At 52.5% G+C, this 16079-nt stretch carries 15 protein-coding genes and 2 tRNA genes; 6 read left to right on the top strand and 11 right to left on the bottom strand.

Annotation, left to right across the window (positions count from 1 at the left end):
* Positions 1-45 precede the first annotated feature (45 nt).
* On the bottom strand, positions 46-1521 hold the full coding sequence (locus HV037_RS13335; protein WP_049268692.1) for a PLP-dependent aminotransferase family protein: 1476 nt from the start codon (positions 1519-1521) through the stop codon (positions 46-48).
* 106 nt (positions 1522-1627) lie between these two features.
* Here HV037_RS13335 and puuE point away from each other — a divergent pair, with 106 nt between their 5' ends.
* The 4 genes from puuE to HV037_RS13315 all read left to right on the top strand — a co-directional run bounded on the left by puuE (position 1628) and on the right by HV037_RS13315 (position 5861).
* The gene (gene puuE, locus HV037_RS13330) at positions 1628-2890 is read left to right on the top strand and encodes a 4-aminobutyrate transaminase (RefSeq protein WP_016152939.1); all 1263 of its coding nucleotides are present in this window, start codon (positions 1628-1630) and stop codon (positions 2888-2890) included.
* Between the two features lie 175 nt (positions 2891-3065).
* Complete coding sequence (locus HV037_RS13325) at positions 3066-4121, top strand: ABC transporter substrate-binding protein (protein ID WP_047358855.1); 1056 nt, start codon at positions 3066-3068, stop codon at positions 4119-4121.
* A complete protein-coding gene (locus HV037_RS13320; protein WP_047417753.1) occupies positions 4108-5112 on the top strand; it encodes an iron ABC transporter permease in 1005 nt (334 codons plus the stop codon). The genes HV037_RS13325 and HV037_RS13320 overlap by 14 nt, the downstream gene beginning before the upstream one ends.
* A complete protein-coding gene (locus HV037_RS13315; RefSeq protein ID WP_103283860.1) occupies positions 5109-5861 on the top strand; it encodes an ABC transporter ATP-binding protein in 753 nt (250 codons plus the stop codon). Before HV037_RS13320 ends, HV037_RS13315 begins: the two co-directional genes overlap by 4 nt.
* Here HV037_RS13315 and HV037_RS13310 read toward each other — a convergent pair.
* From HV037_RS13310 to HV037_RS13285, 6 genes are all read right to left on the bottom strand, one after another.
* Positions 5830-6570: a substrate-binding domain-containing protein gene (locus HV037_RS13310; protein ID WP_103283859.1), complete on the bottom strand. Its 741-nt coding sequence runs from the start codon at positions 6568-6570 to the stop codon at positions 5830-5832. The genes HV037_RS13315 and HV037_RS13310 overlap by 32 nt on opposite strands.
* Positions 6571-6771: 201 nt before the next feature.
* Positions 6772-6848: transfer RNA gene (locus HV037_RS13305), tRNA-Val, on the bottom strand.
* A gap of 4 nt (positions 6849-6852) precedes the next feature.
* Positions 6853-6929 (bottom strand) — tRNA-Val (locus HV037_RS13300).
* A 199-nt stretch (positions 6930-7128) separates the two neighbouring features.
* Positions 7129-7611 (bottom strand): glutathione peroxidase, encoded by a 483-nt coding sequence (locus HV037_RS13295; RefSeq protein ID WP_016152944.1) that lies wholly within the window; start codon positions 7609-7611, stop codon positions 7129-7131.
* Between the two features lie 267 nt (positions 7612-7878).
* Positions 7879-8889: a type I glyceraldehyde-3-phosphate dehydrogenase gene (gap, locus tag HV037_RS13290; RefSeq protein WP_103283858.1), complete on the bottom strand. Its 1011-nt coding sequence runs from the start codon at positions 8887-8889 to the stop codon at positions 7879-7881.
* Between the two features lie 78 nt (positions 8890-8967).
* Positions 8968-9948: a helix-turn-helix domain-containing protein gene (locus tag HV037_RS13285; RefSeq protein ID WP_103283857.1), complete on the bottom strand. Its 981-nt coding sequence runs from the start codon at positions 9946-9948 to the stop codon at positions 8968-8970.
* Positions 9949-10196: 248 nt separating this feature from the next.
* Between HV037_RS13285 and HV037_RS13280 the strand changes: the two genes are divergently transcribed.
* Positions 10197-10667, top strand: coding sequence for a GNAT family N-acetyltransferase (locus HV037_RS13280; RefSeq protein ID WP_046274913.1), 471 nt, complete (start codon positions 10197-10199; stop codon positions 10665-10667).
* Between the two features lie 98 nt (positions 10668-10765).
* Here the strand turns inward: HV037_RS13280 and HV037_RS13275 are convergent, their stop codons facing one another.
* Entirely contained in the window at positions 10766-11959 is a 1194-nt protein-coding gene (locus HV037_RS13275) for an MFS transporter (protein ID WP_103283856.1), read from the bottom strand.
* A gap of 141 nt (positions 11960-12100) precedes the next feature.
* On the bottom strand, positions 12101-13237 hold the full coding sequence (locus HV037_RS13270; RefSeq protein WP_103283855.1) for an alpha/beta hydrolase: 1137 nt from the start codon (positions 13235-13237) through the stop codon (positions 12101-12103).
* A 172-nt stretch (positions 13238-13409) separates the two neighbouring features.
* Between HV037_RS13270 and HV037_RS13265 the strand changes: the two genes are divergently transcribed.
* Positions 13410-14300, top strand: coding sequence for a LysR family transcriptional regulator (locus HV037_RS13265; protein WP_016152950.1), 891 nt, complete (start codon positions 13410-13412; stop codon positions 14298-14300).
* Positions 14301-14351: 51 nt separating this feature from the next.
* Here HV037_RS13265 and HV037_RS13260 read toward each other — a convergent pair whose 3' ends face one another.
* Together HV037_RS13260 and HV037_RS13255 are read right to left on the bottom strand one after the other, a co-directional pair.
* On the bottom strand, positions 14352-14660 hold the full coding sequence (locus HV037_RS13260; RefSeq protein ID WP_233896736.1) for a GNAT family N-acetyltransferase: 309 nt from the start codon (positions 14658-14660) through the stop codon (positions 14352-14354).
* A protein-coding gene (locus HV037_RS13255) for an IS3 family transposase (RefSeq protein WP_103283726.1) occupies positions 14647-15758 on the bottom strand; the annotation gives its coding sequence in 2 pieces (ribosomal slippage) (positions 14647-15497 and positions 15497-15758; 1113 coding nt in all). Before HV037_RS13255 ends, HV037_RS13260 begins: the two co-directional genes overlap by 14 nt.
* Positions 15759-16079 lie beyond the last annotated feature (321 nt).

Genomic DNA, 16079 nt, shown 5'->3' with positions numbered 1-16079 from the left:
AGCATGTCGGATGGACAAGGTGCTTGCAGCGCCATCCGGCAGTGCTTAAACGGCGTTTACTCTGATAATACCCACCAGTCGGGTAAACGCCGCCGCCATTTCATGCTCTTCAATACTGGCAAATCCCAGCAGCAGGCCGCTGCGTTTCTCTTCATTCACGTAGTAGCGAGACAGCGGGCGCACCAGCAGCCCTTGCGCATTTGCCTGTTGGGCAATGAGAACGTCATCGCTCCCGACGGGCAACTGTAGAATCATGTGCAGCCCGGCGTTGCTGCTGAAGGAGCCAAGATACTGCTCGCCCAACTGGCGACTGATAAGCTCCACCAACGTCTGGCGGCGACGACTGTACAACTGGCGCATTTTACGAATGTGCGCCGCGTAGTAACCCTCGCGGATAAACTCCGCCAGCGCTGCCTGAATCAGCAAATGTCCACCACGATAGAGGTCGTTATGAACCTTCTTCAGCGGCGCGGCGAGCGGTTTGGGCAGTACCACATAACCGAGCCGCAGTGCGGGATAGAGTGTTTTACTGAATGTCCCGATATAGATGACCGGCGTCTCTTCTTCCAGACCCTGCAATGATGGAATTGGCTGGCCGGAAAAGCGAAACTCGCTGTCGTAGTCATCTTCCACTATCCAGCTTCGCGTTTCACGTGCGCGAAAGAGAAGTGCCCGACGGCGGTTGAGGCTCATTACCGAACCGAGCGGATATTGATGTGACGGTGTCACAAAAATCAGCTTTGGCGCAGATTCGCCAGCCTCCAGCGGCACCATACCTTGTTCATCAACCGGGATCGCCGAAAAGTTAACCGCATTGATGCGCAGAATATTTTTGATTCCCCAGTAGCCCGGCTCCTCAATCCAGGCGTTATCCCCCGGGTTGCATAGCGTCCGGGTCACCAGATCCAGCGCCTGGTGAATACCTTCAGTAATCAGAATTTGCTCAGGTGAACACCGCACCCCGCGTGCGGTGCGCAGATAGTCTGCCAGCGCTTCTTTCAGCTCAGTCACGCCGCCTGCGGCATCGTAAGTGAGAAACTCCGGGCGCAACCGTCTCGCCAGCCGATCCTGAATTTTTTTGAGCACCCGGTGAGGGAAATGCTCCACATCAGGCACGCCTGGAATAAATGCGCCCCATTGACGAGGGCTGGCGCTGGCATGGCCCAGCAGCTCAAGGCAGCGGGCAGATAAGCGGGTGTGATCCTCCAGTGTGGCGGCAACGGGCTCTTTGTGGGGACGCAGGTCAAGATTGTCCAGCACGCTGTCGGTGACAAACGTGCCGCTGCTGGTGCGCGCGGAAATATAACCTTCGGCCTGCAATTGCTCGTAAACCCGCAGGACGGTATTGCGCGATAGCGTCAGTTCGCCTGCCAGGTCACGCGACGGAGGCATTCGGGTAGCCGGTTTCAGGCTACCTTCGAGGATGCAACTGCAGATGGCGGCATACAGGCGACGATGCAGCTTTTCATCGGTCTGCTGGCTAAATGCCTGCTTGATCACATCTCCGGCAAGTGAACGCATTTGGATCCTTAAAATAAAACGATTTGGCTCTCGATTAAAGTACCAGATGGCGTCTAAATTTAAAGGGTAATTCAACCTAAATGTATTAATGGACAAGGTGTAGAGAATGAACAATAAAAACCTGCAACAACGTCGTCTGGATGCCACCCCGCGTGGTGTGGGTGTAATGTGTGATTTTTATGCCCAGTCAGCAGAAAACAGCACAATTACCGATATCGAAGGCAATCAGTACATTGATTTTGCCGCCGGGATTGCCGTGCTGAACACCGGACACCGTCATCCTCGCCTGGTGCAGGCAGTCGAAGCGCAACTGCAGGCTTTTACCCATACGGCTTATCAGATTGTCCCGTACGAAAGCTATGTGTCTTTGGCGGAGAAAATCAACGCCGTTGCGCCAATCGACGGCAAGCGCAAAACCACATTCTTCACCACCGGGGCTGAAGCGGTCGAAAATGCGGTGAAAATTGCGCGCGCACATACCGGCCGTCCTGGCGTTATTGCTTTTGGCGGCGGTTTTCATGGGCGTACCTACATGACGATGGCGTTAACCGGCAAGGTGGCGCCGTATAAAAAAGGGTTCGGCCCGTTCCCTGGCTCCGTTTACCACGCACCGTATCCTTGCGAGTTGCAGGGGATTTCTACGGCGGACTCCATCAAAGCGATTGAGCGCCTGTTTAAAGCCGATATCGATCCCACTCAGGTCGCGGCGATTATTTTCGAGCCCGTCCAGGGTGAAGGGGGCTTCGTGGTGGCGCCGCCGGAGTTTGTGGCTGCCATCCGCCGTATTTGCGACGAGCATGGCATCGTGATGATCGCCGATGAGGTGCAAAGCGGGTTTGCCCGTACGGGCCAGTTATTTGCGATGGACCACTATGCTGACAAAGCTGACCTGATGACTATGGCAAAAAGCCTTGCAGGCGGCATGCCGCTGTCTGGCGTCGTGGGCAAAGCTGAAATTATGGATGCGCCTGCGCCGGGTGGTCTGGGCGGAACCTACGCCGGAAACCCGCTATCAATTGCGGCAGCTCATGCGGTGCTGGATATCATTCGTGATGAACAGCTGTGCCAGCGTGCGGCAGCTCTTGGCGAACAACTGCGCGCCACTCTGACTGACGCGCAAACCGGGTGTCCTGAACTGGCCGAAGTGCGCGGTTTAGGCTCTATGATCGCCGCTGAATTCTGTGATGCTGCGACGGGAGAACCCAACGCAGCCGCCGCACAACGCGTGCAGAAGAAAGCCCTTGAGCAAGGATTACTGCTGCTGACCTGCGGTCAGTATGGCAACGTTATTCGTTTCCTTTATCCGCTGACGATCCCGCAGGACCAGTTCGCCAAAGCGCTCGATATCATTAAAGCGGCAACCAAATAATCCGTTAGTCCTAGTGTTACCCACAGCCGACGGTGGTCATCACCGTCGGCTTTTTTGTCGGCATAAATTGATCTTCCTCGTGTGTCGTGCGGTATTTATCGCGAATGGGTTGCCTGTCATATCGTTATATAATTTAATACACATCGTTTTTACTCCGCTATCCAGATGGTATCCCATGTTAACTTTCCGCTCTTTTGTGCTGGTATGCGCCAGCATGTTGTTTGCGTTTTCTGCCCAGGCCGACCGTACGATCACCGACCAGCTTGGTCGTCAGGTCACGATTCCGGACCACGTCGACAAAGTGGTCGTGCTGCAACACCAGACGCTGAATATTCTGGTCCAGCTTAATGCTCAGCAGGACATTATTGGCGTGATGTCGAGCTGGAAAAAACAGCTCGGGCCTGAGTTTGCGCGCTTTATGCCGACAATTGCCACATTGCCGACGCCGGGCGATCTCACCAGCGTGAATATTGAAAGCCTACTGGCGATTCATCCACAGGTGGTTTTTGTCGCCAACTATGCGCCTGCGGAGATGATCCAGCAGATTCAGAACGCCGGTATTCCGGTCGTGGCAATCTCATTGCGCAAGGATGCAGCCGGGCAACAGAATAAAATGAACCCGACCATGGCCGATGAAGAGCAGGTCTACAACGAAGGGTTAAAGCAGGGGATTCGCCTGATTGCGGACGTCGTGGGGCGCAAACCGCAAGCTGAGACGTTGATCGACTACGTTTTTGCGGCGCGGGCAAAATTCAATGCGCCGGTCGCAAAAATCCCGGATGCGCAAAAAGTCCGTATTTATATGGCTAACCCCGACCTGATGACTTACGGCTCCGGGAAGTACACGGGACTCATGATGCAGCACGCGGGTGGGCTAAACGTGGCGGCTGCCAGTGTAAAAGGCGCCCGTCAGGTTGCGCTGGAACAGGTATTGGCGTGGAACCCGCAGGTAATTTTTGTTCAGGATCGCTACCCGCAGGTGGTAACGGAGATCCAAAACGATCCTAACTGGCAGGGGATCGATGCGGTAAAAAATCATCGCGTCTGGTTGATGCCTGAGTACGCCAAAGCCTGGGGCTATCCGATGCCTGAAGCGTTAGCGATTGGTGAGCTGTGGATGGCCAAAAAACTGTACCCGGACGCCTACAAAGACGTGGATGTTGATGCGCAGGCGCAAGACTACTATCAGCGTTTTTATGGTGTGAACTGGCAGCCTGATGCAGTTAAGTAAGCGCATTTTACTCCAGCAACCACTCTTAATCGCGACGGTCCTGTTGCTGGGCCTTGGTTCGTTGTGCCTCGGACAATATCCGCTGTCGTTAAGCGAAGTCTTTTATCACCTGATGCACTATAGCGACGCTGAAGGGATTGCCGGTCAGGTTATCTGGACGGTCAGGCTACCGCGAATTCTGATGGCGCTGCTGGCGGGTGGTGCGTTGGGGTTATGTGGCGCGACGCTGCAAGGGGTATTTCATAATCCGCTGGTCGACCCGCATATTATTGGCGTGACGTCCGGGGCCGCTTTTGGCGGAACGCTGGCTATTCTGCTCGGCCTGTCGCCGTGGTTGATGATGGGTTCAACGTTTTTCTTCGGTCTGACGGCGCTGGTCCTGGTGTATGCCATTGCTGCGCTGCAGGGGCTGGAGAATACGCTGGTGCTGATCCTGTCGGGTATCATTTTGAGTGGTTTTTTTGCCGCGCTGGTGAGCCTGATTCAGTATCAGGCTGATACCGAAGAAACGTTACCCAATATCGTGTTCTGGCTGCTCGGCAGCTTTGCGACGGCTAACTGGCATAAAGTTCTGCTGTTGGCGATTCCAGTTGGTATCGCTGCGACAGTTTTGTACCAGCTACGCTGGCGGATAAACCTGTTATCACTCAATGATAAAGATGCCCGTTCGCTAGGCGTCGCGGTAGTTCCTCTGCGACGCAGCGTTTTGCTGTGCTGCGCTTTTTTAGTCGCCGCTCAGGTAGCGGTCAGCGGCAGTATCGCCTGGGTTGGGTTGGTTATTCCGCATCTGGCGCGTTTGCTGGTGGGGGTTGATCATCGTCGTCTACTGCCGTGCGCCTTCTGGATGGGAGGCGGTTTTATGATTGTGGTGGATGATATTGCGCGTACCCTGATGCACGCGGAGATACCGCTTGGGATCATCACCGCAATATTCGGCGCGCCGCTGTTTGCTTTTTTACTCATCCGCTCCAGCCGCCGGGGGACATCATGAAACCTGCCGCATTGCGTGTAAATACGCTTACTTATGGGTATCGCGTGCCGCTATTTGAGCCGCTTACATTCAGTTGTCAGAAAGGTGAGATCTGGGCTGTGCTGGGACGTAACGGCCTGGGGAAAAGTACGCTGCTCGATACGCTAACCGGCACGCTGCCAGCTTTGGACGGCAGCATTGAAAATGACGGCGGGATAGGAATTGTGGCGCAGCATTGCCACCTGCCATTTCCTTATACGGTGAGCGACGTGGTGCTGATGGGGCGGGCACAGCACGTGAAGCTTTTTGCGCAACCCAGCCAGCAGGATCAACTAAGAGCGACCCAGGCGCTGGAGCAGTTAAATATTGCCCAGCTTGCTTCCCACTCGTTTAGCTCACTTTCCGGGGGGCAACAGCAACTGGTGATGATAGCCCGGGCGCTGGTGACGGAGTGTCAAACGCTGCTGCTTGATGAACCGTGCTCCGCGCTGGATCTCGCCAATCAGCAGGTGGTGCTTCAGCTCATCAGCGATCTGGCCCATCTACAGGGATGCAGCATTCTTTTTTCGACCCACGATCCGCTGCATGCGTTACAAATAGCCACCCATACTTTGCTGCTGCTCCCCGAAGGAAAATGGCGGGCAGGGCCAACGGACAGCATTGTGACGGAAGAGAATCTGTTCCAGGCCTATGGCTTACCGCTGCGAAAACTCAGTCTGGAGAACCACCCGACGCCGTTTATCGCACCGCTGTTTTCTGTTCGTCGTTAAGAGGTAAAAACCCGGCGGCGGTAAGAAACGCCTGACCGCCGTTGGAGAGCATGAATTTAACCAGCGCCATCACCTCGTTGGATGCCTCGAGCACCGCCAGTTGGTATTCGCAGCGAATATTGTGCTCATCAGGGATAGCTACATAATGCACGTCGGGTTGGGCGCGCAGCGTTTTCGCGTAATGCGCGTAGCCGATAAACAGATCGGCCAGTCCCTGGCGAAGGATCCAAGCGCTCGCCAGTTCACCAGACGGGATTTTCACCGTATCACGCCCACCAACCAGCGGGATGGCGCGCGCCCTAAGCTGTTGTCCGAGTCCTGGCTCCAGTACATCCATATTGTCGAAAAATGCCCAGGTATAGTCTCCGGAAGGGTCGCAGCCGGGCGTGGATGTACCTATTCGTAGCGTTGGGTCGCGGAGCAAATCCAGCCAGGCGCCGTTTCGGTTGCTGACCAGACTCAGTTGATTCCAGCTAAAGGTTTGCGTGAGGACAGCTTTTTGCAAAGCCAGCAGGCGTTGCGGGTGCTCCCGATTGGCTGAGGCAAAGAGCGCACACGGTTCACCGGCTTCAATACGCTCGCGTAATAAACCGGCCGGACCATATTCCACCTTCACGTCTATTCCGCTATGGCGCGAGAACTGGCTTATTAAAGGGGCAAATGCCAGGCGTAAACTGCCCGCGGCAAACAGAAGAATGGAAGAGGGCATGGTATCCGATCTCTGGCGAAAAAGGGTTTGCGAAGAGGATAAATGATACGCGCTGAGCATAGAGTTTAGAAGGCTTTGGCGCATCGCTTTGTGCCAGCATCATACGGAGTAATGATTAAGCTTAAGGTTACGAACAGGAGGCAATAAAAAGAAATTATGAGGTGTAGCGAAGGGAAATAGCACCAAATCATAGAAATAATTTGGTGCGTCCGAGTGGACTCGAACCACCGACCCCCACCATGTCAAGGTGGTGCTCTAACCAACTGAGCTACGGACGCAAGATGGTGCGTTCAATTGGACTCGAACCAACGACCCCCACCATGTCAAGGTGGTGCTCTAACCAACTGAGCTATGAACGCAACGTTGTAGGTGACAACGGGGACGAATATTAGCGGCACAGACCGAATGAGGCAAGAGGGAAATAGCATTTTTCTTCCTGAACTCACGCGATTGCAGAGTAATTAAGCAAGTTGATTATATTTTGTTGATTTTGCAGCGTGTTTTTTATTCAGACAGTGCGCTGGGGCATAATGGGGACGGTTTGAATGACAGGTGCGCTCAGACTTTAAGCGCAGCAAGGATCGCGGTTTCTATTTTCTCAGGGGTAGTGAACGGCGCAAAACGCTTGAGCGGTTTGCCGTCACGCCCGATCAGGAACTTAGTGAAATTCCACTTGATACGCCCACCCAGCACGCCGGGTAATTCGTTTTTCAGGTAACGAAACACTGGATGCGTAGCCGCGCCGTTGACTTCCACTTTCTCAAATATCGGGAAGCTCACACCGTAGTTGATGTGACAGGTTTGCGAGATTTCGTCGGCCCCGCCGGGCTCCTGATTACCGAACTGGTTGCAGGGGAAACCAAGCACCACCAGACCCTGCGCGGCGTACTTCTTGTAAAGCGCTTCGAGGCCTGCATATTGCGGCGTGAAGCCACAATGGCTGGCAGTATTGACCACCAGAACCAGTTTGCCAGCGTAGTCGGCCATAGAGACGGGCTCACCATGCAGACGGGTGGCTGTAAGTTGATAAAAGGTGATCATGCCGGAATCCTCAAATAAGATCGCATTACTCATTTTATTATGGTCGCAACTGTCTGATTAATAAACTGACCGTTAAAGTGATGGCGATTTATTATTTTGTCGGGTTATCGCTAACGTTTTTAAACGCGTCACCCCAGCAGCATCGTAAGGTGACGACTAAAAATGGGGGACGTGACGTTGTGGGCGATTGTCACTGCGACAAACACGTAACAGATATAAAAAAATCCACGCCTGGCGTGGATTTAGAGAGAGTGTGAGAGCAGGGGATTAACGTTCGTGCCTTGCCATTAGCAGTGCCAGCTCGACGAGGCGATTAGAGAATCCCCATTCGTTGTCGTACCACGCCAGAATTTTGACCATATTGCCGCCAATCACCAGCGTTGACAGGCCGTCGATGATGGATGAGCGCGGATCACCCTGATAGTCGCTTGAGACAAGCGGTTCATCGCTGTAGCCGAGGATCCCTTTCAGTGGCCCTGTCGCGGCGGCGTCACGAAACGCATTATTGACCTCCTCTGCTGTAACATCCCGCTCAAGCGTTACGGTCAGGTCGACAATGGACACCACAGGAACCGGTACGCGCAGCGAATACCCGGTTAAGCGACCATCCAGCTCCGGGATGACTTTGCCAAGTGCCTTCGCGGCACCGCTGGAGTAGGGCACAATCGACAATGCAGCGGCGCGGGCACCACGAAGATCTTTTTCCGGCTGGTCGTGCAGCGCCTGGCTGTTGGTATAGGCGTGGGTGGTGTTCATCAAACCATGCTTAATGCCGAAATGTTGGTGCAAAACCTGTGCGGCAGGTGCCAGACCGTTAGTGGTGCAGCTACCGTTGCTGACGACAAAGTGTTTATCCGCGGAGTAGAGGTGATCGTTAACGCCCATCACGATGGTTAAATCATCGTTCTTACCGGGGGCGGAGATAATCACTCGTTTTGCGCCACCGCTGTGGATATGCACCGCCGCCTTGTCACGTTCAGTGAAGAAGCCGGTTGCTTCAATGACAATATCGACTTCACGCTGACGCCATGGGATGTTGGCTGGGTCGCGTTCACTGAATACGGTGATGGATTTACCGTTAACCACCAACTGCCCCTCACCGGCGGTGACGTCGGCGTCGAGTTTACCGAGCAGCGAGTCGTATTTCAGCAGATGCGCCAGCGTTTTACTGTCTGTCAGATCGTTGATTGCCACGATCTGGATTTCCGGGTTACCCAGTGCAGCACGCAGTACGTTACGTCCGATACGGCCAAAACCGTTAATACCGACCTTTACCATGATGAACTCCTTATCTGTTGTCTCTGGAGTAAATTTAGGCCGGTCACGTGTTGGCGTAAATGACAAAAAAGGATCACTTTACGCCATTTTACGACAGTGAAAGCGTTGGCGATATTCACCAGGCGTCAGGTGAAGCTGTTTTTCAAACAGCCGTCGCAGGTTAATGCTGCTGCCAAATCCTGTTTGTTCGGCGATACGCTCCAGCGTCTCGTTGGTCTGCTCCAGACGCTGTCGTGCTGCGGCCAGACGGGCTTCAGCCACATAGCGTGCCGGTGATGCGCCCGTTTCTCGGGTAAACACGCGGGTGAAATTACGCGGACTCATGGCGACTTTTTCCGCCAGTTTATCCACACTGAGATCGGCGGTGAGGTTCTCAAGCAGCCAGGTGAGCAGATCGTTAATCGGGCCCAGGGTGCTGGTCTGCTGAAGGTTGTAGCGGCTAAACTGGAGTTGTCCCCCGGGACGGCGCAGGTACATGACGAAATCCTGAGCGACGTCGCGCGCCAGACTGAAGCCGTAATCCTCTTCAACTAACGCTAACGTCAGGTCAAAGCCGGAACTGACGCCACCTGATGTCCAGATGTGTTCGTCCTGGATATAGAGCGGACCGCTTTCGACGCGCACCTTAGGGAATTCTGCCTGCATAGTTTCCAGTAGCTTCCAGTGGGTGGTGGCTCGTCTGCCGTCCAGCAGCCCGGTTTCTGCCAGCAGCATCGCGCCGCCGCAAATGGATGCAATGCGGCGGGCGTGGGGAGCGGCAAGGCGTAGCCAGTCAACCACTGCAATCCCTTCCTGCGGGTTTTGACCTCTGCCAGTGATGATGATGGTATCGAGAGGTTCGCGAGGATCTATCTCATGTAGGCGATGATCTGCCAGTAGATTTAGGCCGGACTGACCATGGATCACCTGATGCGGTTGCGTTGTCGCTAACTGAACCTGGTAACACGTCTCCGTAGTGCCTTTGGGATGCAGGCGGTTGGCCTGCATCAGAATGTCGGCAATACCGGCGGACTCAAACAGCATACCGCCATCGGGAACAATAATGAGTATCTTCTTCATGTCCTGAAAAGTAATCTTTTTACACAATAAGTCAATATTACATACTCAACTGGAAAAAGCCTTACCCGTGGCGTAGCGACATTACCGCCACAGGCCGATGGTTTGATGTTGACTCAACGGCGTTGCCTGAGCATCTCCCTTGATTAAGAATAGCGTTGCATTGACCCATTAAACTCACCACGAGGGGCTGACGCTCTGCTACACCAAAAATGGTATTGTTCTACAAGTCACTCTCCTGACGAGGTCTTATGAAAATCAGAAGGTTTAGTAATGGAGATGAAATTTCGTTATTCAGCGTCTTTTTATCTTCTGTACATACCCTCGCATCACATTACTACACACAGGAACAAATAGATGCGTGGGCCCCAACGGATATCGACCCGGAACAATGGGCCAATCATATGAAGGAATTACGCCCCTTTGTTGTTGAAGTGGATGGTGAAATAGCTGGATATGCAGATCTTCAGCCAAATGGGTACATTGACCATTTCTTTGTCTCGGGAACCTACCCGAGACAGGGAGTAGGGACACTATTGATGAATCGCATTCATGAAGAAGCCAGACAACGTGGAATTGGCGAACTGACTTCAAATGTCAGTAAGGCTGCGGAGGCGTTCTTTCTACGACACGGCTTTCATGTTGTGGAACGTGGGTTTCCTGCCTGTCGCGGAGTGACATTACAAAATGCACTGATGCGAAAATATTTGGTGAAAAAATAGAAGATAACTGGGCTAAAGGCCCGCGATCAGCGAGGGCGGACACTCGGCTCTCTGCCGTATGCCATGACAGAGAGCACGCCAGAAATGAATGGATAGTTCTAGTTTGCTTTGCAGTTTTGACGGGATGTGACAATCGTCATTGCTGCTGCCGCCAGAAGTAAGAAACCACTCAAGCCAAAAGTACTGCGCCATCCCAGAGTGTCGAATACCATCCCACCTGCCGTTGAACCCAGAGCAATTGATAGCTGGATCACCGCAACCATTAAGCCACCACCCGCCTCTGCATCTTCGGGTAGTGCCCGCGCTATCCATGTCCACCATCCCGTTGGCGCAGCCGTTGCTAGTAGTCCCCACAGGCTGAGCAATACGGCAACAGCCCAGATGCTGTGTCCAACCAGAAGTAACGCCCCGGCAGTCGCTGCCATAAGCAGGGGGATCATGATTAAAGTCTGATAAAAACTTGTGTTCAGGAATATTGATACGGCCAGTGTGCCGACAAAACCCGCCACGCCTATTGCGAGCAAAATCAGAGAGAGACCAGTAGGGCCTACGCGGGTTACGGTCTCAAGAAAGGGGCGCACGTAGGTAAATAAGGCAAATTGCCCCATGAAGAAGAATCCGCAGGCCAGAAGTCCCGCAGGGACAATGGTGATGCGGAACAGATGACGCATAGATCTCTGGGATTTTTGTTTTTTATCGTTTTCCATCGATGGCAGGCTGACCCACTGCCAGATGAACGCGGCTATAGCCAGGGGAACGAGGCATAAAAATGCCCCTCGCCAGCCCACGGTCGTCCCCAGATAGCTGCCAAGCGGTGCCGCTACAACGGTAGCCAGCGCGTTCCCACCGTTAAAAATCGCCAGCGCGCGGGGAACCTGATGCTGCGGAACGAGCCGAATGGCGGTTGCAGCAGACATGGACCAGAATCCACCAATAACCACCCCAAGCAGGGCCCTCCCCAGCATATAAACCGGATAGCTGGGTGCCAGGGCGACGACTATCCCCGATATGGCCATTAAAACCGTCAGCCCCTGCAGGAGATGTTTTCGGTTCAGATCTCCGGCAATATGGGAGATAGTCAGGCTGGTAATGACCGCCAGCGCGCCAGAGATTGCAATTCCCTGGCCAGCCAGCCCTTCGGTAATGTGTAAATCACTGGCAATAAGCGTAAGCAGGCTGACCGGCATAAACTCGGAAGCGATCACCACAAACACGCACAGCGTCATGGCAAACACGCCCCCCCAATGCGCATGCTTTTTTTCGTAATGCGGTTTTAGTCTTACTGTGGACATTATCAGATCTCTTAATATCGAATCGGCCAGGTTCAGGCGCAGTCCGGACAGACGTCATTCAGGAAATCACGTCAAAACATGGATGAAAATGATGTGCAGGCGATTTACAGCCGCCTGCAAATATCAGGCGGCTTGGGGCGGTTATCTTAGGTTGGTATTGAAAAACTGCTCAAATTTAGCAAACGGAATCTTACCCGCAACGTTGTCGTACAGATCAACATGATTTGCCCCCGGCACAATCACCAGCTCTTTCTCATTGCTGCCGATCGTCCTAAAGGCATCTTCAGCAAAATAGCGTGAATGGGCTTTTTCGCCGGTCACGATAAGCGTGGGGATAGTGACTTCATTGGCGTAGCTCAGCAGCGGCATATTCATAAATGACAGCGGCATCGTCGCATTCCAGGCCCCGGTTGAGTTGACCGAACGCGCATGGAAACCACGCGGCATGCGATAATAATCAAAGAATTCTTTCAGAACCGGATTGGGATTTGCGGGTAACGTTTCTGGCAGAATACGTTTCGACGTACTGACGTTCCCCTTTTCATCAACATAAATGTCATGCCCGCCGGGCGCGAAAGCTCCGTTCTTCGCATCTTCCCAGCGCTGTGCGTTCAGATACTGTAATACGGCGCGACGATCCGCAGTGGTATAACGGTCTTTACCATCACCTACGCCATGCCCCATCGCACGGCTCATGTCATACATCACGCTGGTCGCCACCGCTTTCACGCGTGTATCCATCGCGGCGTCGTTTAAGGCCATCCCGCCCCATCCGCAGATACCCAGTAATCCGATACGATTTCGATCAACCTCATTTTGCAGGCCAAGGAAATCAACAGCCGCGCTGAAATCCTCGGTGTTGATATCCTGAGAGGCAACGTTACGCGGATAGCCACCGCTTTCCCCCGTATATGAAGGGTCAAAAGCCAGGGTAACAAATCCCTGCTCAGCCAACGTCTGCGCATACAGACCGCTGGACTGCTCTTTCACCGCGCCGAAAGGCCCGCTGATGGCAATGGCCGCCAGTTTGCGCTCGCCGCGATCCTTTGGAATGTAGAGATCACCGACCAGGGTGATCCCGAAGCGGTTCTGAAAGGTCACTTTACGGTGATTAACTTTCGTACTTTTAGCGAAGGTTTTATCCCATGTCTCGACCAGTGAAACTGGCGCGTTCGGATTGGTTGTATTGGCATAACTCATCGTTGTAACTCCACTTAATGATGCGCAGAGCAGCATGGCTGGTATCGCGGCTGTCAGTTTTTTGGTGAAGGCAGTCATCAAAATCCCCTCATAAAACGTGATAGATACAGGTTTCATACGGACAACACTGCTGTGCTTTGTTGCAATGCGAGCATTATAGTGAGCAGTAATAGTGCTTATTAGAGGGGTAAAATTGCTAGAATTAATACCATATTGTTCTAAATGGTGATGCGATAGCGAGGGAAACGTGATGGCGAAACGGGAAAACTATAATGATTTATACCTGTTCATGCAGGTGGTGCGGGAAGGGAGTTTTACCGCTGCGGCGCAACGACTCGGCTTGGCACAATCAGGTATAAGCCGTTCCGTACGCGAACTTGAAGAAAGACTGGGCGTTCAGCTTCTGGCTCGCACTACGCGTAGGCTATCGCTCACCCATGCCGGCGAACAACTCTACCGGACCATTGAGTCAGGATTCGACGCTTTAGATATGGGGCTTGCCACGCTGGCCCATTATCGCCAGTCCCCGTCAGGTACGGTACGGATTAATGCCAGTCAGCACGCTATTGATAAACTGCTCCTGCCAAAGCTTGCGGTGTTTAAGCAACGCTATCCTGACATCCGGCTGGAACTCATCAGCGAAAGTCGGTTTGTCGATATTATTGCGGAAAGATTCGATGCCGGTGTACGTCTCGGACCGGAAGTTGGCGGTGGCATGATAGCGGTCCGTATTTCCCCCGACATGGAGATGGCCATTGTTGGTACGCCAGAACACTTTCGCCGCTATGGCTTTCCACAAGTCCCGGCAGATTTGGCGGTTCATCCCTGCATCGCTTATCAATTTGGCGATGGAAGCCTCTATACATGGGAGCTTCAACAGGATGGTAAAAAAATAACTCATCAGCCGCAGGGACAATGGGCTTTTGCTGACAGTTATATGGAAGCCAAAGCCGCAAGACTGGGGCTGGGGCTGGCTTATGTTCCGGAAGAACTGGTGTCCGATGATTTAGAAGAGGGTTCGCTCATCAGAGTTTTACAACGCTACAGTCAACGCCTGGAAGGTTCATTTCTCTATTATCCGCACCGCAATGTGTCTCCCGCTCTGCGAGCAGTTATCGATACACTGAGAATTTATGAATGAAGGCCAGGCTGCACACGTGTCAGGGTAACTGATCTGAGCGAGGAGCGGGCCTTATATACACATCCCCATTAACTTGAGTATGCTCCTCTGTGAATTTGTTTCGAAAATGATGTCGCTGATGTGTTTCATTCCCTGCTTTTTATAGAATTTTTGAGCACGTTCATTTTGTTCAAGAACCTCCAGCCATAAATATTTTTTCCCCTGACTTCGGGCAAGATCTATGACTTTATTAAACATTAGTTGACCGTAATGCTGATTCGTTTTGGTTGGGGCAAGGTAGAGTTTATTAAGTAAAACACCGCTGATGTCTGTATTCGGGACAGTTGCATGTGTAAATAGACCCGTTTTAGTTCCATGCATTTTTTGAGATCCCGGCCAAATAATGGTGCTGTCGGTATTCCTCCGGTGTCATATTGTTCAGTGATTCATGCGGGCGTTCACAGTTATATTCTGACAACCATTTCTCCGTAATTTCCCGCACTTCATTCAGCGTTCTGAACAGATAAAAATCGAGTATTTCTGTACGGTATGTCCGGTTAAAGCGCTCAATAAAAGCGTTCTGCGTCGGCTTACCCGGCTGAATAAATTCCAGTTTTACTGCATGTTGCTCTGCCCATTCAGCCAGTGCCAGAGAGATAAATTCCGGACCATTATCCATGCGTAGCATGACCGGATAGCCGCGATTTGCCGCAATCCTCTCGAGTACACGGACCACGCGCAAAGCTGGCAGATTCAGATCGATTTCAATCGACAATGCCTCACGGTTAAAGTCATCAACGACATTGAACGTGCGAAAACGACGGCCACAGACCAGAGCATCATGCATAAAATCGACAGACCAGCTCTGGTTCAGCGCTTCCGGTGTGGCCAGTGGCGAGGGATTACGCACCGGCAACCGTTGTTTGCCTTTACGGCGAAAATTCAGCTTCAGCAGACAATAAATACGATGGATCCTTTTGTGATTCCACGGGTATCCCTGCCGCCGCAGAACCTGGAAAAGTTTTGGAAAACCGTATCGTGGGTATCGCTCTGCCACTGCCTGCAACGCGACAATAACAGGTTCGTCACGCGTGGTATCCGGACGGTAATGGTAAACCGTTCTGCTCAGGTTCAGACTCCGGCAGGCCTGACGGATACTGAGTCCAAATGTCGTTATCAGATGAGTGACCAGCTCACGCTTAAAGGCTGGTTTTAAAGCTTTTTTTCGATAACGTCTTTCAGCGCCCGGTTCTCAAGGCTCAGGTCGGCAAACATCTGTTTGAGACGTCGGTTCTCGTCCTCAAGATCCTTGATCTTTTTAATATCAGAAGCCTCCATGCCGCCGTATCTGGACTTCCAGTTGTAGTAGGTGGCTTCAGAGATACCGGCCTCCCGGCAGACATCTTTAACAGTTCGTCCGCCTTCAACCGACTTAATCACAGCGATGATCTGATGCTCAGTAAAACGGGCTTTACGCATAGCGATCTCCTTCGTTGGCAGATTGGTTATGCCGGATGATCTCTAAATGTGAATGGCACGATTATGCGGGATGTTTACACCGCCAGTTAGTTTGAAAATGGTGCAATTTCTCAACACAGGGTTTACCCAGATGGCTGTGTCACCACCTCCTATTTTTGAAGGCAACGACTATTACAGCGTCTCTGAAGAATTTTTTAGCAAATTACCAGCTGATCTAAGAGCGCCTTTTGAACAAATAATGAAGAAAGGGGCGGAGATTATTAGCGGTTGCGATAAAGAGATTGAAAGTCTGATTAGACCTATAAAGGTAATACCTACTAC

This window comes from Citrobacter sp. RHBSTW-00017 (genome assembly GCF_013797615.1).
GTDB lineage: Bacteria > Pseudomonadota > Gammaproteobacteria > Enterobacterales > Enterobacteriaceae > Citrobacter > Citrobacter braakii.
This window is presented reverse-complemented; position numbering and strand designations above follow the sequence as displayed.

Excerpts from the sequence above, each read along its gene's own strand:
- HV037_RS13285 (WP_103283857.1), bottom strand. The coding sequence starts at position 9,948 with ATGAAGAAGATACTCATTATTGTTCCCGATGGCGGTATGCTGTTTGAG.
- HV037_RS13265 (WP_016152950.1), top strand. The coding sequence starts at position 13,410 with ATGGCGAAACGGGAAAACTATAATGATTTATACCTGTTCATGCAGGTG.
- HV037_RS13315 (WP_103283860.1), top strand. The coding sequence starts at position 5,109 with ATGAAACCTGCCGCATTGCGTGTAAATACGCTTACTTATGGGTATCGC.
- HV037_RS13270 (WP_103283855.1), bottom strand. The coding sequence starts at position 13,237 with ATGACTGCCTTCACCAAAAAACTGACAGCCGCGATACCAGCCATGCTG.
- HV037_RS13325 (WP_047358855.1), top strand. The coding sequence starts at position 3,066 with ATGTTAACTTTCCGCTCTTTTGTGCTGGTATGCGCCAGCATGTTGTTT.
- HV037_RS13310 (WP_103283859.1), bottom strand. The coding sequence starts at position 6,570 with ATGCCCTCTTCCATTCTTCTGTTTGCCGCGGGCAGTTTACGCCTGGCA.
- HV037_RS13320 (WP_047417753.1), top strand. The coding sequence starts at position 4,108 with ATGCAGTTAAGTAAGCGCATTTTACTCCAGCAACCACTCTTAATCGCG.
- HV037_RS13260 (WP_233896736.1), bottom strand. The coding sequence starts at position 14,660 with ATGCATGGAACTAAAACGGGTCTATTTACACATGCAACTGTCCCGAAT.
- gap (WP_103283858.1), bottom strand. The coding sequence starts at position 8,889 with ATGGTAAAGGTCGGTATTAACGGTTTTGGCCGTATCGGACGTAACGTA.
- HV037_RS13335 (WP_049268692.1), bottom strand. The coding sequence starts at position 1,521 with ATGCGTTCACTTGCCGGAGATGTGATCAAGCAGGCATTTAGCCAGCAG.
- HV037_RS13275 (WP_103283856.1), bottom strand. The coding sequence starts at position 11,959 with ATGTCCACAGTAAGACTAAAACCGCATTACGAAAAAAAGCATGCGCAT.
- HV037_RS13295 (WP_016152944.1), bottom strand. The coding sequence starts at position 7,611 with ATGATCACCTTTTATCAACTTACAGCCACCCGTCTGCATGGTGAGCCC.
- HV037_RS13280 (WP_046274913.1), top strand. The coding sequence starts at position 10,197 with ATGAAAATCAGAAGGTTTAGTAATGGAGATGAAATTTCGTTATTCAGC.
- puuE (WP_016152939.1), top strand. The coding sequence starts at position 1,628 with ATGAACAATAAAAACCTGCAACAACGTCGTCTGGATGCCACCCCGCGT.